Genomic DNA, 16,855 nt, shown 5'->3' on the forward strand with positions numbered 1-16,855 from the left:
TTGATATTCCGCATGGGTTGTACCCGGATGTGTCTGCCGTATAAAAATGCGTATAAAAGGCTGTTTTGCGTAAATATAAAGGTTTTACAAAGGAGAAAAAATGAAAGGGTTTAGTACTGTTAGCAGTGCGGCTACTTGTGCTAGTGGTGTCATTCCCGAGTGTTTTAGTCGGGAATCTGTGGTTGCGAAACGACGAGATTCCGTACAGCAACCTTACGGAATGACGTTTGCTTGGGGTGGCCGCATGGCGAATATCTTTCGCACGGCAACAACGGGCTTTACCTTGATAGAACTTTTAGTTGTCGTTCTAATCATTGGCATTTTATCGGCGGTGGCGGTGCCACAATACACTAAGGCGGTGGAAAAAAGTAGAATTGCAGAAGCCCGCATTATGTTAAAAAATTTATTAAATGCGTATAAGGTCAAATGTTTGGAGGAAGGGGTTGATCTGGGTGACCATTGTGGAGAAGGTAAATATACATTGGCAGATAACACATTAGTGAATTTGGATATAAATTTACCAGGTGCAGTATATGAGTGCCCTGATGATTTTTGTTTTGATACGAAAGATTGGCAATATTCTTATGATAGTGATTCTTTCAACGCTAATAGAAAAGGGAAAAATTACGGTTTATATATAGATAAAGGGGAAGAAAATATTTACTGTTTTAATGATGATAATCACCGGATGTGTGAATCTTTATGCGGTGCTGATGGTTGCATTTTAAAATAAGCCTTATTGTAAAAATCCCCGCCTGGTTATACTGGGCGGGGATTTTTCAAAAGATTTGGGGTGGCAAATGCCGGGTTGCGGCAAATAAAATCGCGTCCGTCATACTGGACGGATTGGCAATATTTTGCTCCGCAATGTCAAAGGCCGTGCCGTGGGTGGGGGAAACCCGCAAAAATTTTAGCCCGGCCGTGATGTGGACAATCGGTTTTTTAGCGGCCAGTTTCAGGCCCAGTAAGGCTTGGTCGTGGTACATACATAAAAGCCCGTCGTATTGGCCTGATGCGTGCGCAAGCCACAAGGCATCGGCGGGTAAAGGTCCAACCGCTTTTATTTTATGGCGATGCAAGGCTTTTACCGCGGGTGCAATTACCTCATTTTCTTCTGTGCCGAATTTGCCGTTGTCGCTGGCGTGAGGATTTAAGGCGCATACGGCAATATGGGGTTTTTGAATACCCAGTTGCTTTAAGGCGCGGTTAAAATGCACTCCGGCCGCTACAATACGTTCTTGCGTCAGCAAGTGGGGCAAATCCGCAATGGCAAAATGCTCCGTTACCAACCCGCAGCGCAGGTCTCCGCTGATAAACATCATTAGCCCTTCTTTGCCTGCGTGTTCGCGCAGCAGTTCCGTATGACCCGTATAGGGGACGCCGTACAGAGACCAACTTTGCTTGTTAATAGGGGCCGTAACCAACGGAGTTTTGGTTTTAAGGGCCAGTTTAATACCTAGTTCAACCGCCTTAAAGGAGGTTTCTCCTCCCGCAAAAGACGGAACGGGTTTATCCGGCAGCGGGACCGAAGAATCTATGGCAATCAGGCGGGCTAATTTATCCGAAAAACCCGCACGCACCAGCGAGGTAGGCTCCCCGATTACTACTGGGAAACACACGCGCTGTACGAGCGGGTTCTTTAAAGATTTTACTGTTACTTCCGGGCCAATCCCCAACGGGTCCCCGGCTGTAATCAAAACTATGGGCTTCATACCGTATTCCAAAATAAAGTTTCGGGAAAAAGCAGCAAGTTGCCCTTTTATTTTATAACTATCTGTACGGCTTTGCCAAGAATTATTTTTTCACTTCGGCTTTTTTGGCATCAGTTTGCTTGGCGGCTTCTTCTTTCAAAAGAGCATCCGATTCAAAGGTTTTCGTAATTTTTACGTCGGCCTTATTATATAATTCTTCAATATATTTACCCATAGCGGTTTGTACGCGCTGTTGGGCCAAATACTGGGCTAAATCGCGCGAAATATCTTCGTAGGAAATGGAGCGTTCGGCGCGTTTTTCTTTAATTTTGATAATGTGTATGCCGACCTCGCTTTTAATCGGGTCGCTGACTTTTCCTACCGCCAGGGTAAAGGCTTTGTCGTCAATGGCCTTTGGAGCGATTCCTTTAATCAAAATCATATCTCCGCCACTGGCGAGGGCATTTTTATCCTCGGTGTATTTTTTGACGGCTACGGAAAAATCCATCCCGCCGTCCAATTCTTTTTTAATTTGTTTAGCCAGGGCTTCTTTTTTGGCGATTTCTTCGGGTTTCATATCTTTGGTGGTGGCCAAATAAATATGACCGATACGCACTTGCTCGCCGGTAAGTTGTTTTAGTTTTGCGGCGATGGCTTGCGCTTCTTTGAGTTTAACAGGGTTTTCTTTTTCAAGCGCCTTGATTTTTTTAGTGTTATTCTTCATGACCGCTTCTACATTAGCATAGAGGGCTTTGGCATCGGCTTCTTCCACAGGAGTAACGGTGGCTTGAAGTTTTTGTTCCATTAATTTGCGCACGGCAATATCTTTGGAAAGTTTATTTTTGTATGCCTTTAAACTCATCCCTTGTTTTTTAAGTGCTTCGGTAAAGCGTTTGTCTGCACCTTTTGTATCCGGCTTGCCGGTGGTTTCGTCAACCATAAAGCGGGCCTTAATTTCGTTTAGCCCGGCATCCAGTTCGGAATCTTTTACTTGGATTTTGGCTTCCTCGGCGGCTTGATATAACAGTTCCTTGGAAATAAGTTCTTTTAACACTTCCCGCCCTAAAAGGTCTTGGGCATAGGGCTGTTTTAAAAAGTCCGGCGCGGCGGCTTTGTATTGTTCCACAACGCCTTCCAAGTAATTGTCATACTCCGAAGCCAGCACAGGCCGGCCGTTTACCGTGGCGACGGAAGATTCCATCACTTTGGCTTGTAAATTCATCCCCAACACCGCCAGTAAAGCGGCCAGAAACAATTTATTCGCTTTTTTCATAGATTACAACCTCGTATTTATTTTTTAAAGAGTCCAACACGTCGTCCGTTTTTTTATTTTTCAGCACTTCCCGTATGCGCGGTTCGGCATCTTTTTTGGACAAACGGCGTTCCCCTGTTTTCATTATTATATGAAATCCCTGTGCGGTTTTGAAGAAGCCTTGCGGCTTTCCCGAAGGAGAATTTGCCGCGATGACGGCAATATTATCTAGATATTCCCCCGGCATAAAGGAAAACTGTTTTAAAGCCTCCGGAGCAGTGCTGTATTGGCGTTCCATTTCTTTCCAACGGGAAGGGTAGGCTTTTAAAGTACGCAAAACTTGGTCTGCGGTTTGGGCATTATCCACGATAATTTGTTTAATTGTCATTTCATATGGATATTTTTTAAAGTAATCATCCACTTCTCTGTTGCTGACGGCGAGAGAGCCGGACTCTTCTAATTTATGATACCAAAGGCGTTCCAACGTGTCGGCGGCAAATTCATTATAAATTTGGTCCAGTTGGGCGCGTTTGTCGGCCAATAGCGAGCGGTACTCGTCCGAGTCGGCTATCCCCGTGGCGCGGGCATCGGCGGCAATTAATTTTTCGCGTGTGATGATTTGCACCAAATTTTGGTGTCCCAGCGGCGTTTTGGCAAATTCCCTGTCTTCGGCAGACAAAAACGGCAAGCGGTCGTTAATGTCTTGCTCGGTAATGGTTTGCTTGCCGATGCGGGCTGCCGGTAATGCGCGTGTAGGGGCCGAATCTTGTTGACACCCGGCGAGCACCAAGGGCAATAAAAGTAAAAACGGATATTTCATATTCATATACTATATCATTTTTTCCTATCGTAAAATGGTTTCAAAAAACGTCAGCGTTTCCTGGGTGAAAACCAATGGGTCCTTGCCCTTTGGAGCGGCTATGTGTACGCCGTCGCCGTTTTTAGATTTTACAAATTCTATGTTTCCGGGGCCAAAACGGTTAAATAGTTCCCCCGGAAATGCGGGAGGCATTTTAAAACGGTGCGTAAACAGCATTTCTAATGCGCCGTCCACCCAATCTATGTGGTAGATTTCCAACTTGCCCGCACGGTTAGAAAGCAGAAATAATTTGGTTAAATTTTCCACTTCGGGCGGAACAGGGCCGCAAAAATCTTGTAAGCGGGCTAAAAGACTTTTGGTTTTGGCTTCGTCCGCGCTCATAAGTTCCTTGTAATATTTTAGGCGTTCTGCGTCATCCGGCAAATAATTGGGCGGAATATAGGCGGGCAAGGGTAAATTTACCTTGGCTTGCAGGGTGCGTTCTACGCGTTCCCCTTTTAATTTTTTGACTTCTGCGGCTACTAAATCGCAATACAAACTAAGCCCCACTTCGTTTACATATCCGTGCTGTTTTACTCCTAATAATTCACCTGCGCCGCGGATTTCCATATCACGCAAGGCCAGGCGGAAACCGCTGCCCAAATCGCTAAATTCCATAAGAGCGGCTAACCGTTGGCGGGCTTCTTCGGTGGGGTCCTTTTCTTCTTTGGGTTTCCAATATACGGCTGCCAAGTCGGAAAAATTGTCCTCTTGTTCGGCCGGTTTTTTAAGCAGCCAATCCGGGTGGAACAAATAGCAATAGGCTTTGGTGCTGCCGCGCCCGATACGTCCGCGCAACTGGTACAACTGCGCAAGCCCAAAGTTTTGTGCATTTTCCACAATAAGCGTGTTGGCATTGGTAATGTCTATACCTGATTCAATAATGGTAGAGGCCAACAAAATATCGTATTTGCCCTTATTAAAATCCCATAAGGTTTGTTCCAGTTCCTTTTCGTTCATTTGCCCGTGTGCCATACAAATACGCGCTTGCGGCACGAGTTGTTTTAGAAACAAATAGCGAGATTCCATACTTTGCACACTATTGTAAACATAGTAAATCTGTCCGCCGCGTGCCAGTTCCTGCGTAATAGCGGCGGCGGCCAAGTCGTTATTCCAAGCGGTGACTACGGTTTTGATAGGGGTGCGGCCCCGGGGCGGCGTATCAATGAGAGAAATGTCGCGCAAGGAAGCAAGCGATTGGTTTAATGTGCGCGGAATTGGTGTAGCGCTTAACATTAAGGAGTGTACGCCGGCGCTCATAGCGCGGATTTTTTCCTTTTGTTTTACACCGAAGCGGTGTTCTTCGTCAATAATTACAAGGCCTAACTGTTTGAAACGTATGTCCTTGCTCATCAGCCGGTGGGTGCCGATGATAATGTCGCATATGCCGTTTTTTAATTCTTCAATAACGGCCTTTTGCTCTTTGGCTGTTTGGAAACGGCAAAGCATACGCACTACTACGGGGAAGCCCGCCAGCCGTTTGGAAAATGTTTTATAGTGCTGGTCCGCCAAAATAGTGGTGGGAACTAAAAGCATTACTTGTTTACCCGAAAGAGCCACTTTTAAGGCGGCGCGCATCGCTACTTCGGTTTTGCCAAACCCAACATCACCCACCAGTACGCGGTCCATAGGCTTGGCAAGGTCCAAATCGTGCAAGGTTTCGCGTATGGCTTGTTCTTGGCCCGGGGTTAAAACATAAGGGAACGAGTCGGCAAATTCTTGCTCAATACGCTCATCTCCTGTAATTTCGGGTGCGGGGGTGGCTTGGCGTAAGGCTTCTAATTTTAAAATCTCCTTGGCGGCGTTTTGGGCTTCTTCTTTTACGCGGTTTTTGACATCTTTCCAAGTCGCTCCACCCAAGACGGACAAGGTGGGCCGTTTACCCCCGGCCCCAATGTATTTTTGAACCTTTTTAAAATCATACATAGGCACATACAGGCGGCTGCCTCGGCGGTATTCAATAATCAGGCAGTCGGTGGGATTTTCCTCTTTATCCATTACTTCCAATCCCAAGTAACGGCCGATGCCGTGTTCCTGGTGAACGACATAATCGCCCGCCTGTAATTCTTTAAAGCGCACGCGCTTGGCACCCTCTATGTCAAAATGTTTGATGACCCGTGCGGCATTGTAGCGGCGGCTTAAAATCTCATTAGAGGTAATCAGCGCAAAACGCTCCTGCGGACTGCAAAAACCCTGGGTGAGCGGGGAAATTTTAAAGGCGGCCTTTTTTAAATGTTCGTAATCAGCGGCCAGTTCGCCCATACGGTCCAATTCCCCACGGTTTAAACAGCAGATAGTTACCACGATGTTGTGGGCCTGTAAAGAGGCTACTTCTTTATCCAATAGGTCCATATTGGCATTAAAGGAGATGTTGGCTTTTAAGCCAAAATTTACTCCGTCTGCCGATGGAAGTAACGAAGTAACCGCACAATTAGGATAATCTCCAAGATTAAACTCTTTATCCGGTTCGTCAAAAATAAAGGAAAATCCGGGCAGGTAGTCTGCCAAAGTAGCCGGTGTGTTTTCAAATTTTAGCGGAATAATATCAGCCTTTTCCACGTGTTCTTTGGTGTTTTGCGTGTCCAGGTCGTAGGCGCTAATCATTTCCACACGGTTGCCCGCAAAATACAGGCGCAAGGGTTCCGGGCGGTTTAAACAAAAGATATCCACCACGCTCCCGCGTGCGGCATATTGGCCGGGGGTTTCGGCATATTCTTCCCGCCCGTAGCCGGAATTTTCCAATCGGTCCAGCAATTCCTGGCGGCGCAAGGTGTCGCCGCGGCGGACGGTGAATAAACGGTTTGTAAAATCGTGCGGGCTTGGCAATGGGGTGGTAAGGGCTTCGTAATGCGTGCTTAACAAACGCGGCCCGGCGGCGGGGGTAATTAGGGTAAAGAGTGCGCTCATTATCCCGGTATCGGTTTCCGGCAAGGTAAGCGTTTCCGCCCCGCGTGGAGCGAATTCCTTGGCTCCGCTGTCAAAATCGTCCGTATCGTGCGCGGTAACAAACACCGCATTTTTATTATGGTTTAGATAGGTTTGGCACGCAAAATAGGCCTTAGCGGCTCCGTTGGGTAAGCCGTAGTACCGGGTAAAATTCGTTTTGGTTGCGTGGCTCATAAATACTGCCCAAGGCCGCTAGAAACTTTGCGGTTCGGTGCCGGATATAAAGGCTTCCAAAAATTTATTCCGTTCGCTCGGCATAGCCAGTTTGCCGGTAATGGGGTTTACGTACGCAAAGGAAATACCTTCCGGCACGGCGAAATCGTCGTTAGGTTCGTCTTTTAAGATTTCCTGCATAATTTCGGTCCACCAACGGGCAGTGGTACTGCCGGTAAAGCGTGCGCCGTTTTCGTGTGAGGCGTCATCGTCGTACCCCATCCAAGCGGCGGCGGCAGTGTGAGGGGTTATCCCCACAAACCACATATCGCGGTGGCTTTGGGTGGTCCCCGTTTTGCCGGCGATATTGCGGCCCAAACGCGAAACATAGGCACCGCTCCCGCGCTGGACGACACCTTTCATCATATTGATAAGCAGGTACGAGTTTTGCGGAGAGAACGAGGCTTCTTCTATGGGAACGTGTTGTTCCAAAATGCGTCCGTTTGCATCCTCCACGCGTTCAATATAATAGTTATCGGTGTGAATACCGCCGTTAGCAAAGGTGGTAAGAGCGGCTAAATGTTCGTCCATCGTAAGTACGCTGACCCCCAAGGCCAAGGCCGGCACGCGGGGTAACGGGGCGGTGATACCTGCTTTACGCGCCACGCGGACTACTTCGCTTACACCGATAGCGTCAATCAGGTTTACGGCTACCAGATTTTTGGATTTTTCCAAGGCTTTTCGCAGGGTAATCCAGCCCTCATTTCGCTCTCCATAATTTTTGGGAACCCATACGTTAAAATCTTTGCTGGCGATAAAAGATTGTTTGGCTAAATCTAACGAATATAAATCGGAGTTTTCGTTAAATGTGCGCCAGTTGCGTCCGTCATAATAGAACATCGTGGGCAAATCTTTTACCAAGGTGGCGGGGGTATAGCCTTTTTGCAGGGCGGCCATCCAGACATAAGGTTTAAAAGAGGAGCCGGGCTGGCGTTTGGCTTGGGTGGCGCGGTTAAATTTGCTTTCGTCAAAGCCGCGTCCGCCAATCATCACGCGTACGGCACCTGTTTTGACGTCGCGCACCATAAAGGCTCCTTGCAGACGGGGATAGTTTTCTCTGGGGGCAGATTCTTCCTCGTCATTTGGGACATCGGCTTCTGCGTCATTAGGGTCAATTTCAATACCTAATCCTTTGGCTACCTGTTCATCGTATTCTTGGAGTTTTTTGTTCATTATTTTTTCAGCCAGGGCTTGCTCTTTGATGTCAATCGTGGTGTAAATGTTCAAGCCGGCCTTCCACAATACGTCCATCCCATATTTGGGTTCCAAAATGCGGCGGATATGCTCAATAAAATATTGTCCGGGTTGGGCTTCCTGCTGTTCCTGTTTTTCAGGCAGCGGTTCTGCTTTTGCTTTTTCCAACTCGTCCTTAGAAATGTAATTTTGCTGTTGCATCACGTCTAACACTAAGTTGCGGCGCTGGCGTGCCAGATTCGGATTGGCAAAGGGATTATAGCGCCCCGGGGCGGGAATTAAGCCTACGATAAGGGCGGCCTCGCCGGTGGTTAGGTCGGAAAGTTCTTTATTAAAATATTTTTTTGCGGCGGCCTTTACCCCATAGGCTCCACTGCCTAAATAAATTTCGTTTAAGTATAACTGTAAAATTTCCCGCTTACTGAACTGGTGTTCAATTTGAATAGCCAAAATAATCTCGCGGATTTTGCGGATAATTTTCTTTTCCTGCGTTAAAAAGACGCCGCGCGAAAGTTGCTGGGTAAGTGTGGACGCACCCTGTTTGGCGTGTCCGGAAATAAGGTCATATAAACCGGCGCGAAAAATACCGCGCAAGGAAATGCCGGGGTGGGAAAAAAAATCCCGGTCTTCCATGGCTACGACGGCATTTTGCAAATCCACCGGGATATCTTCCAAGGGTACCATACTGCGCTTTTCAATGGAAAACTCGTGAATTAAATTGTTGTTACGGTCAAAAACTTTGGTGGTAACAGCCGGGGTATATTCTTCCATTTCGTACACCGGCGGCAGCCCGGAAAAAATAAAACGCATAAAAACCGCGCAAACAATAATAAACAAAAACAGCCCCGCTAAGACGGAGAAAAGAAATAATTTGGAAAAAATTAATTTTTTTAAACGTTTAGACATATACAAAATTATATCAAATATGGGTGGATTTCTCCTTTTACGCGCGCAGGAACCCTATTTATAGAAAAATACGCAAAATATAGTAGAATATCATATAGGATGTATTAGGGGACGTCTATGACAAAAAAAACGATTTCCAAAAATAAGCAGAAGCCGTCTCGCTTTTGTTTCCAATGCAAGCAGCTGGCGGGCGCGGTTACTACACGCGCAACCGCTTATTGCGCCAAAGATTTGGAAAGCATTAAAAAACACGGGGTGGAAGGGTATGATGCCGTAGTGTTAATTGACGTAAAAACACGCCAAATTACGGCCATTAGTAATGTGTTAGATTGCTCTGCCGAAGATGTACGCGGGGTGCCGCTTCATTTGCAGGCTTTGGAGCAGGCATTGAAAGGAAAAGTGCATCACTACGAGTGGGGTTTTGAAAAGGACGGAAAGCATTTCTTTTACCAGACAACCTTAATCCCCTTGCGCGGGGAAGAGCGTACGGTGGCGACGGTTCTGGCGCTCACGCGGGATATTACCCATTGGGCCAAAAATTATCACGAAGCCAATATGCTTAAAGAAGGGGCCGTTCCGCAGACTTTTGCGCAGATTTTATTAGCGGAACGGGAAGCGGAAAAGCGGGAAATTTCCAAATCTCTGCACGATGAAATCGGTTCATCGGCAGTTATTTTAACGGCCCTTTTAAGTTTGGTTAAGGTCAGCGTAAAAGAAGGCGATACCAAACAGGCCTTGGTGGAAATAGCCAAGTTGGATACACAAATTAAAAATAGCATTGAGCGGGTAAAAAACATAATAGTATCACTACGTCCGCCCAGTTTGGAAAATGACGGCGCGTTGGGCGGGGCAGTGAAGGAACTGTTGGAAAATACTAGCCAAATGCTACATATTCCATACAAATTTGATTATAAATCAGCGAGCAACTCCGCCAGAGTGGCCGATAATGTAAAGATTTTGCTCTACCGTATTGTGCAGGAGGCACTTACCAATATTGCCAAATATGCACAGGCCAAGAATATCTATGTGTTGTTGAAACGGGATGAGTTTACGGTCCATTTGGTAGTGCAGGATGACGGTGTTGGTTTTAAGCCGCTGAAAGGCGGCTCCATCCGCCAAGTAGGTTTGCGCGCTATGAAGGACAGCGTGCATCTGTTGGGTGGGTCTATTTCTATTAAAAGCGCACCGGGCAAAGGGACGCGTATTGAAGTGTCGTGCCCGTGCGTGGTTTACGGGGGGAACAAATGAGTATAAAAATTGTATTGGCGGACGACCACGCCATTGTGCGCCAAGGCGTTCGTGCAGTATTGGAAAAATTAGGCAAAAATATGGAAGTAGTGGCCGAAATTGCCAATGGTAAAGATTTGGTGGACTATGCCGCAAAAACTCCGGCTGATGTGTATGTGGTGGATATTTCTATGCCGCTTTTAAACGGGATAGAAGCCACCGAGCGCATTGTAAAGAACGACCCCGAAGCCAAAGTGGTTATGTTGAGTATGTATGACGACCGGGTTTCGGTGGAAAAATCGCTTAAAGCCGGGGCCAAGGGGTTTATCGTTAAGGTATCCACCGCTGATGAAATTGTAGATGCTATTGAGGAGATAGCCGCCGGACGCTTTTATTTGTGCAGTAAAGTGTCCAAATATATTGTGCAGGGCTTTTTGGGTAAAACCTCGGCCCGCAAGCGTGATTCCACGGGCCTGACCCCGAAAGAAAAAGAAGTTTTGCAACTGATTGCCGAAGGGTACAGCAGTAAACAAATAGCCAAAACCTTTAATCTTTCTTTAAATACAATTCACGTGCACCGTAACAATATTATGAAGAAACTCGGCATACACAAACAGGCCGAACTGGTGCGCTTTGCCTTGAAAGAAGGTATTGCACAGTTATAAAGGATTATTATGCGTATTATTGCCGGAACTGCCCGCGGGCGCAGAATTTTCTCCGTATCTAAAAATTTGCCCGTAAAACCGATTTCGGACCGTATTAAACAGTCCCTTTTTGACATTTTGCGTCCCCGCATTACGGGGGCAATGATGTTAGATTTGTTTGCCGGAACGGGCAACGTATCTTTGGAAGCACTTTCCAGAGGGGCTTTGCGTACGGTAATGCTGGATAGAGAGCCTGCCTGCATTAAAAATATCCACCGCAACTTGGAACACCTGGGTTTTGCGGAGCGTGCGAAGGTTATCCGCGGGGATGTGTTAAAGCCGCTTGATTTTCTGCTGGCATATAGCGACAACGAAGGCTACGACATTATTTTTATGGGCCCGCCCTACCGCGACATTAATAACAAAATGTTGGCCTTGTCCGAGCCTGCATTAAAAAATGTAGCCGAGGCCCGTCTGTTGGCTCCCAACGGCATTATTGTCTTGCAAACACACAAGACCGAAGAGTTTGCCGTGCCGGACACGCTGGAAATTTACCGCGTGGAAAAATACGGCGATACGCTCGTGCATTTCTTGCGTGCCAAGATTCAAAAGGACGAACCTGCCCATGTATAGCGACGTATATGAATTAAACTATTCCAAAATAAAAACTTATTTGGAGTGTCCGGTTTTGTATAAATACAAATATATAGAGGGCAAGCGCGAGGGATTAGTGCCCGCTTCTTCTTTGGGCGTGTCTATCCACCGTGCGTTGGAGGCATACCACAAAGAAAGTAACGACCCGTCGGAATTGTTGTCTTATTACGACGATTGTTGGTTGGGAGCCGGATATTCCAGCGCAGGGGAGCAGATGGAGTGGTATTTAAAGGGCAAAAAAATGTTGGAAACCTATGCCCAAGCCGAATATGAACGCAAAACCACGGTGGACAGCACCGAAAGGGAATTTATCTTTCAGGAAGGACAATGGACCTTGCGCGGCAAGATTGACCGTATAGATAAACTGCCGGACGGCTCTTGGGAAGTAATTGATTACAAAACCGGAACGGATGTGGACCTATCCTTGCCGGTAACCGATTCCCTGCAAATGGGCATTTATGCCGTAGGCGCCCAACGGGCTTGGAATATGAAAAAGGGCAAAGCCACCTTTTATTTTGTGGCATTTAACAAACAGATGAGTGCGCCGTTTGAAGCCTTTGATGAAAAGAAAATTTTGGAAACTTTTATCAATATTGGCAAAAAAATTGAAGTAGCGGATTTTGAGCCTAATTTGGAGCATTGTGCCGTGTGTCCGTTTAACAACCGTTGTGAATTTTCCACGGTTAAACCCGCCGTGCAACAGTAATTTATGAAAGCCCTGATTAAAAAAGCAAAACGTATTGTATTTAAATTCGGCACCAACGCATTAAGCACCGATAACGGCGACTTGGCGTTGTCGCGCCTATATTCTTTTATGGAAGATATCGCCGCCTTGCGTGCCCAAGGCAAGGAAGTAATGATTGTTACCTCCGGGGCCGTGGGTGTGGGCAAGCGCCGCCTGGGGTTGACGAGTGCGCCGGATGTGGTGTCTTTAAAGCAAGCCTGCGCGGCGGTGGGGCAGATTAGCCTAATGAAATTGTACGAGGACGGTTTTAAACAGTTGGGCGTGGTGGCGGCACAGGTGTTGCTCACCGAAGATGATTTTTCCCACAGAAGCCGCTATTTGAGTTTGCGTGATACCTTAAACCGCTTGCTTGAACTGGGTTGTATTCCGGTGATTAACCAAAATGATACCGTTTCCACCAACGAATTACGCGGCTATAAAGAAAAAGGCGTTAATGTGTGTTTTAGCGATAACGATAAACTTTCCGCATTGGTTGCCAGCGGGATGGATGCCGACTTGCTGTGCGTAATGAGCGATGTGGACGGATTGTATAATGGCGATCCGCGCAAGGATAAAAATGCCAAACTGATTGATGTGGTAAAGGGGGTTACTCCGGAAATAGAAGCCTTGGGTTTTTGCGCCTCTTCCCGCGGCCGCGGCGGTATGAAAACAAAACTGGAAGCCGCCAAAGTGGTTACGCGTTCGGGTGCGGCTATGATTATTGCATATGGGAAAAAACCGGGGGCGGTTTCTGCGGTATTCGGGCCTGATTTTAAAGGGACACTTTTTTTGCCTGTGGAAGATTTGCCCGGTAAAAAGTTGTGGCTTGCCTACGCTACCAATGTGGCGGGCGGCCTTACCGTAAATGATGGCGCCAAAAAGGCAATGTGTGAAAAGGGGTCTTCGTTGCTCCCTGCCGGAATTACAGCCGTAGCGGGCGAGTTTGAAGCCGGGGATTCCATTTCCATTTTGGACGAAGCCGGCCAAGAATTTGCACGCGGCCTTGTAAACTATTCATCCAAGGAGTGCCGTAAAATAGCCGGCCGCCGCTCGGAAGAAATCGCCAAGAAAATCGGTTATAAAAATTATGACGAAGCCGTCCACCGCGACAACATTGTTTTATTGTGAGGATTTGTATGAACGTAAGTGAAATTGCCGCCAAGGCCAAAGAAGCCTCTTATGTGCTGGGTGCCTTGCCGCCGGAAGCCAAAGACCGCGCCTTAAACGCAATGGCGTGTGCCTTGCGTGTGCACGCGGATGAAATCTTGCAGGCCAACCAATTAGATTTACAGGCCGCAAAAGAAGCCGTGGAAGCCGGAAAAATGAAGACGGCTCTTTATGAACGCCTGAAACTGACGCGCGACAAACTGGAAACAGTTATCCGCGGAGTGGAAGAAATGGTAGAACTGCCGGACCCTGTCGGGCAAGTGTTGTCCGCCACGGAATTGGACGAGGGGCTTAATCTATATAAAATTTCCTGTCCCATTGGTTTAATAGGTGTTATTTTTGAGGCCCGTCCCGATGTTGTGCCGCAAATTGCCGCACTTACTGCTAAGTCTGGCAATGCTACGGTGTTAAAAGGCGGCAAAGAAGCGCAATATACGAATGATGCGCTTGCCAAAGTGCTTCAAAATGCCTTGGCTACTGTGCCCGGTTATCCGCCGTATGCGCTTAATTTAATTCACTCGCGCGAGGAATCGGCGCAAATGTTGGCACTTGATCAATATTTTGATTTGATTATTCCGCGCGGTGGCAATTCGCTGTTAGCGTATGTAAAAGCCAATACCAAAATACCGGTGTTGGGGCACGCAGACGGGGTGTGCCATATTTATGTGGCGCGCTCGGCTGACGTACAAATGGCAAAGCAAATTTGCACCGATGCCAAAACGCAGTATCCTTCGGCTTGCAATACGGTAGAAACCCTGCTGATTGATGAAGTATGGCCCGAACCCTTTAAAAAGGACTTGCTGGAACATTTAGTAAAGCACGGGGTGGAACTGTTTGGCGGGGAAGATATCGCAAAACTGGCCCCGGTTGCTGGCCCGGTAGAGGAGTGGCATACGGAATACGGGGAGAAAAAACTTTCCGTTAAGCAGGTCAAAAATATTTTGGAAGCCGTGGAACATATCAACCGCTATGGCTCGCACCATACGGATTGTATTTTAACTGCCAATCACGACGAGGTCCAAATTTTTATGGATTTGGTGGATTCGGCGGAGGTCTATCACAACGCGTCCACGCGCTTTGCCGACGGCTACCGTTATGGCTTTGGTGCCGAAGTGGGTATCAGCACCGGCAAAACACATGCGCGCGGCCCGGTAGGCTTGGCCGGTTTGACGATTTATAAATATAAGTTGTACGGAAACGGGCAGATTGTGGCCGATTATGTGGGGCCGGATGCAAAACCGTTTACGCATAGAAAATTAGGGAGCAAATAATGAAATTAGGTTTTATTGGTGCCGGAGAAATGGGCGGTGCCATTATTAAAGGACTTTTAAAGCACGGTTGGGCCAAAGAAGATATTTTGGCTTCTGTTCATACGGAAGCATCCGCCGCTAAACTGCGCAGTGAACTGGGGATTGAAGCAGGCACGGACAATATGCGCGTTATTCACGATGCAAACTGGCTGTTTATTGCGGTTAAGCCCGCGCAAGTGCCGCCTGTGTTGGAGCAAATTGTGGCTAGCGGCGTAAATGCCAAGCCGCTTATTTGTATGGCCTTGGGGTGGAGTGTGGAAAAAATCCAGCAAGTGCTTCCGAAATGGCCCGTTATCCGTATTATGCCCAATACACCTTTGTCATTGGGGGAAGGGGTAACTCTTTTCCACTTTGCGCCGGAAACCCCCAAGCGCGCCCGCCGGGAAGTAATGGGCGTATTTGACGGATTGGGTAAAACCTTTGAGGTTTCTTTGCCTGTATTTAATGCGGCGACGGCGGTATCCGGTTCCGGCCCGGCGTTTGTATATTATTTTATTGATGCCTTATCGCAGGCGGGGGCTGCTTATGGGCTGCCCAAGGAACAGGCGGCGGAACTTGCGCTACAAACGGTTATCGGCGCGGCTAAAATGTTGGAAAGCACGGGGCTTTCTGCGGCGGAACTCGCCCAAAAGGTGGCTACTCCCGGCGGTTGTACTGCGGCGGGTATGGACGTTATGGCCGCTTCGGACTTAAAAAAGATTTTGGCGGACACGATTGGTGCCACGGTGGAAAAAGCCAAAGCCTTTGCCAAATAATCAAATTACACCATTCAAAAAGGGCGGGTTTTTATACCCGCCCTTTTTGTACTATTTCCAAAAGTAAAACGCTATAATTACCAAGCCTAAAATCAGCCTGTAATAAACAAACACATTAAAACTGTGCGTTTTGATATATTTCATCAACCAGCCGATAACGAGTAAGGCCCCTAAAAATGCGCTGACAAAGCCCCATAAAAGCGGCATATTAAAATCTGCCGGGGTCAAATGGCGCAATTCTAGTAAAGTTGCCCCCCCAATAATCGGGGTGGATAACAAAAAGGAAATCCGGGCGCTGGTGCTTCGGGATAAGCCCAGCAGGAGTGCCGCCGTAATGGTAATGCCGCTGCGTGATACGCCGGGCATAAGTGCCAGTGCTTGTGCACAACCGATAATCATTAGCGTACTAAATAAAATGGGTGTATCGGGATTTTTGCGCCCCTTTTTATCAGCCCAACCGAGCAAGCCAGCAAACACCATTAAGCAAACGGCTATCATCAGCGGGTTTCTAAAAGTGTTTTCGGCTAAATCATTTAGCAAAAGTCCGGCAATGGCGGCAGGCACTGTGGCGGCGGCTAAATACCATAATTTGCGCCCTTCCTGGGTGGTAGGACGGGTAAGTCCGTCTTTAATGAGCACAAACCAATCTTTGGCAAAGTACAAAAGTACGGCGAGCAGCGTGGCCGCGTGGAGCATTACGTCAAACGCAAGTCCTTGATATTCCATCCCGCGAAAATACGGTAGCAGGGCTAAATGGGCCGAACTGGAAATGGGTAAAAATTCTCCTAAGGCTTGTAAAAGGCCTAGTAAAACAGCATCAAAAATAGTCATAGATTATTCTCCGAAATAGGTTAATTGGGGGCGGTGCGGATTTTCAAAATTCAGCACAGCAAAGGAACCGGGTGCAAAATGGTGTATCTCTTTGCTAAATAAATGCAACACATAGGCTACATTGGGGTTGTGCCCCACGGCGATTACCGTATTATGCTCCTGCATTTGGTTTGCTAAAAATTCGCACACTTCGCGGTCTGCGTGCAGACCGTTTAAAACAGTTTCTTTGGAAATTTGTCCGCCTATGGTTTGCGATATGGTTTCAGCCGTTTGTACCGCGCGCAAAAGAGGACTTGTTAAAATGATGTCCGGCGCAATTGCTCGGGCTTTTAAGGCTTGGGCTGTTTTGCTGGCCTTTTGTATGCCTTCGGGTGAAAGGGGGCGTTCCGCGTCGGTATTTACTCGGGCTTCCCAACCGGATAACGCATTGGCGTGGCGTACGATAATAAGCGTTTTCATATTTGCTTCCAAAAATGTAAGAT

Annotated in this window: 15 protein-coding genes; 8 read left to right on the forward strand and 7 right to left on the reverse strand. The window is 47.4% G+C overall.

Annotated features, from left to right (window positions below; all coding sequences use genetic code 11):
* Positions 1-100 precede the first annotated feature (100 nt).
* The gene (locus tag ACZOTW_RS03575) at positions 101-733 is read left to right on the forward strand and encodes a prepilin-type N-terminal cleavage/methylation domain-containing protein (RefSeq protein WP_483997504.1); all 633 of its coding nucleotides are present in this window, start codon (positions 101-103) and stop codon (positions 731-733) included.
* Between the two features lie 46 nt (positions 734-779).
* On the opposite strand, the gene ACZOTW_RS03580 is transcribed toward ACZOTW_RS03575, so the two are convergent.
* The 5 genes from ACZOTW_RS03580 to ACZOTW_RS03600 all read right to left on the reverse strand — a co-directional run bounded on the left by ACZOTW_RS03580 (position 780) and on the right by ACZOTW_RS03600 (position 9,061).
* Positions 780-1,712: a PdxA family dehydrogenase gene (locus ACZOTW_RS03580; RefSeq protein WP_483997505.1), complete on the reverse strand. Its 933-nt coding sequence runs from the start codon at positions 1,710-1,712 to the stop codon at positions 780-782.
* Positions 1,713-1,794: 82 nt separating this feature from the next.
* Positions 1,795-2,964 (reverse strand): peptidylprolyl isomerase, encoded by a 1,170-nt coding sequence (locus tag ACZOTW_RS03585; protein ID WP_483997506.1) that lies wholly within the window; start codon positions 2,962-2,964, stop codon positions 1,795-1,797.
* Entirely contained in the window at positions 2,948-3,763 is an 816-nt protein-coding gene (locus ACZOTW_RS03590) for a peptidylprolyl isomerase (protein ID WP_483997507.1), read from the reverse strand. Before ACZOTW_RS03590 ends, ACZOTW_RS03585 begins: the two co-directional genes overlap by 17 nt.
* 24 nt (positions 3,764-3,787) lie before the next feature.
* Complete coding sequence (locus tag ACZOTW_RS03595; RefSeq protein ID WP_483997508.1) at positions 3,788-6,922, reverse strand: transcription-repair coupling factor; 3,135 nt, start codon at positions 6,920-6,922, stop codon at positions 3,788-3,790.
* 18 nt (positions 6,923-6,940) lie between these two features.
* On the reverse strand, positions 6,941-9,061 hold the full coding sequence (locus ACZOTW_RS03600; RefSeq protein ID WP_483997509.1) for a penicillin-binding protein 1A: 2,121 nt from the start codon (positions 9,059-9,061) through the stop codon (positions 6,941-6,943).
* Positions 9,062-9,178: 117 nt separating this feature from the next.
* Here ACZOTW_RS03600 and ACZOTW_RS03605 point away from each other — a divergent pair, with 117 nt between their 5' ends.
* From ACZOTW_RS03605 to proC, 7 genes are read left to right on the forward strand one after another with little or no spacing between them, the layout of a single operon-like run.
* Positions 9,179-10,309 carry a sensor histidine kinase gene (locus ACZOTW_RS03605; RefSeq protein WP_483997510.1) on the forward strand — a complete coding sequence of 377 codons (1,131 nt, stop codon included), beginning with the start codon at positions 9,179-9,181 and terminating at the stop codon, positions 10,307-10,309.
* The gene (locus ACZOTW_RS03610; protein WP_177748599.1) at positions 10,306-10,953 is read left to right on the forward strand and encodes a response regulator; all 648 of its coding nucleotides are present in this window, start codon (positions 10,306-10,308) and stop codon (positions 10,951-10,953) included. The genes ACZOTW_RS03605 and ACZOTW_RS03610 overlap by 4 nt, the downstream gene beginning before the upstream one ends.
* 9 nt (positions 10,954-10,962) lie before the next feature.
* Complete coding sequence (rsmD, locus tag ACZOTW_RS03615; protein ID WP_428037689.1) at positions 10,963-11,565, forward strand: 16S rRNA (guanine(966)-N(2))-methyltransferase RsmD; 603 nt, start codon at positions 10,963-10,965, stop codon at positions 11,563-11,565.
* Positions 11,558-12,292, forward strand: a complete 735-nt coding sequence (locus ACZOTW_RS03620) for a RecB family exonuclease (protein WP_177748603.1) — start codon at positions 11,558-11,560, stop codon at positions 12,290-12,292. The genes rsmD and ACZOTW_RS03620 overlap by 8 nt, the downstream gene beginning before the upstream one ends.
* 3 nt (positions 12,293-12,295) lie before the next feature.
* Complete coding sequence (gene proB / locus ACZOTW_RS03625) at positions 12,296-13,438, forward strand: glutamate 5-kinase (protein ID WP_177748605.1); 1,143 nt, start codon at positions 12,296-12,298, stop codon at positions 13,436-13,438.
* Positions 13,439-13,446: 8 nt separating this feature from the next.
* Complete coding sequence (locus ACZOTW_RS03630) at positions 13,447-14,748, forward strand: glutamate-5-semialdehyde dehydrogenase (protein ID WP_483997511.1); 1,302 nt, start codon at positions 13,447-13,449, stop codon at positions 14,746-14,748.
* Positions 14,748-15,542 (forward strand): pyrroline-5-carboxylate reductase, encoded by a 795-nt coding sequence (gene proC, locus ACZOTW_RS03635; protein ID WP_483997512.1) that lies wholly within the window; start codon positions 14,748-14,750, stop codon positions 15,540-15,542. The genes ACZOTW_RS03630 and proC overlap by 1 nt, the downstream gene beginning before the upstream one ends.
* 51 nt (positions 15,543-15,593) lie before the next feature.
* Here the strand turns inward: proC and ACZOTW_RS03640 are convergent, their stop codons facing one another.
* Together ACZOTW_RS03640 and ACZOTW_RS03645 are read right to left on the reverse strand one after the other, a co-directional pair.
* Complete coding sequence (locus ACZOTW_RS03640) at positions 15,594-16,373, reverse strand: undecaprenyl-diphosphate phosphatase (RefSeq protein ID WP_483997513.1); 780 nt, start codon at positions 16,371-16,373, stop codon at positions 15,594-15,596.
* Between the two features lie 3 nt (positions 16,374-16,376).
* A complete protein-coding gene (locus ACZOTW_RS03645) occupies positions 16,377-16,832 on the reverse strand; it encodes a SixA phosphatase family protein (protein ID WP_483997514.1) in 456 nt (151 codons plus the stop codon).
* Positions 16,833-16,855: the final 23 nt, after the last annotated feature.

Source organism: Candidatus Avelusimicrobium sp., from assembly GCF_056976295.1.

Bases quoted from the DNA above. Each gene is read 5' to 3' on its own strand.
- ACZOTW_RS03600 (WP_483997509.1), bottom strand. From the start codon at position 9,061: ATGTCTAAACGTTTAAAAAAATTAATTTTTTCCAAATTATTTCTTTTC.
- ACZOTW_RS03620 (WP_177748603.1), top strand. From the start codon at position 11,558: ATGTATAGCGACGTATATGAATTAAACTATTCCAAAATAAAAACTTAT.
- ACZOTW_RS03585 (WP_483997506.1), bottom strand. From the start codon at position 2,964: ATGAAAAAAGCGAATAAATTGTTTCTGGCCGCTTTACTGGCGGTGTTG.
- ACZOTW_RS03605 (WP_483997510.1), top strand. From the start codon at position 9,179: ATGACAAAAAAAACGATTTCCAAAAATAAGCAGAAGCCGTCTCGCTTT.
- ACZOTW_RS03575 (WP_483997504.1), top strand. From the start codon at position 101: ATGAAAGGGTTTAGTACTGTTAGCAGTGCGGCTACTTGTGCTAGTGGT.
- ACZOTW_RS03640 (WP_483997513.1), bottom strand. From the start codon at position 16,373: ATGACTATTTTTGATGCTGTTTTACTAGGCCTTTTACAAGCCTTAGGA.
- ACZOTW_RS03595 (WP_483997508.1), bottom strand. From the start codon at position 6,922: ATGAGCCACGCAACCAAAACGAATTTTACCCGGTACTACGGCTTACCC.
- ACZOTW_RS03610 (WP_177748599.1), top strand. From the start codon at position 10,306: ATGAGTATAAAAATTGTATTGGCGGACGACCACGCCATTGTGCGCCAA.
- ACZOTW_RS03630 (WP_483997511.1), top strand. From the start codon at position 13,447: ATGAACGTAAGTGAAATTGCCGCCAAGGCCAAAGAAGCCTCTTATGTG.
- proB (WP_177748605.1), top strand. From the start codon at position 12,296: ATGAAAGCCCTGATTAAAAAAGCAAAACGTATTGTATTTAAATTCGGC.
- rsmD (WP_428037689.1), top strand. From the start codon at position 10,963: ATGCGTATTATTGCCGGAACTGCCCGCGGGCGCAGAATTTTCTCCGTA.
- ACZOTW_RS03590 (WP_483997507.1), bottom strand. From the start codon at position 3,763: ATGAAATATCCGTTTTTACTTTTATTGCCCTTGGTGCTCGCCGGGTGT.
- ACZOTW_RS03645 (WP_483997514.1), bottom strand. From the start codon at position 16,832: ATGAAAACGCTTATTATCGTACGCCACGCCAATGCGTTATCCGGTTGG.
- proC (WP_483997512.1), top strand. From the start codon at position 14,748: ATGAAATTAGGTTTTATTGGTGCCGGAGAAATGGGCGGTGCCATTATT.
- ACZOTW_RS03580 (WP_483997505.1), bottom strand. From the start codon at position 1,712: ATGAAGCCCATAGTTTTGATTACAGCCGGGGACCCGTTGGGGATTGGC.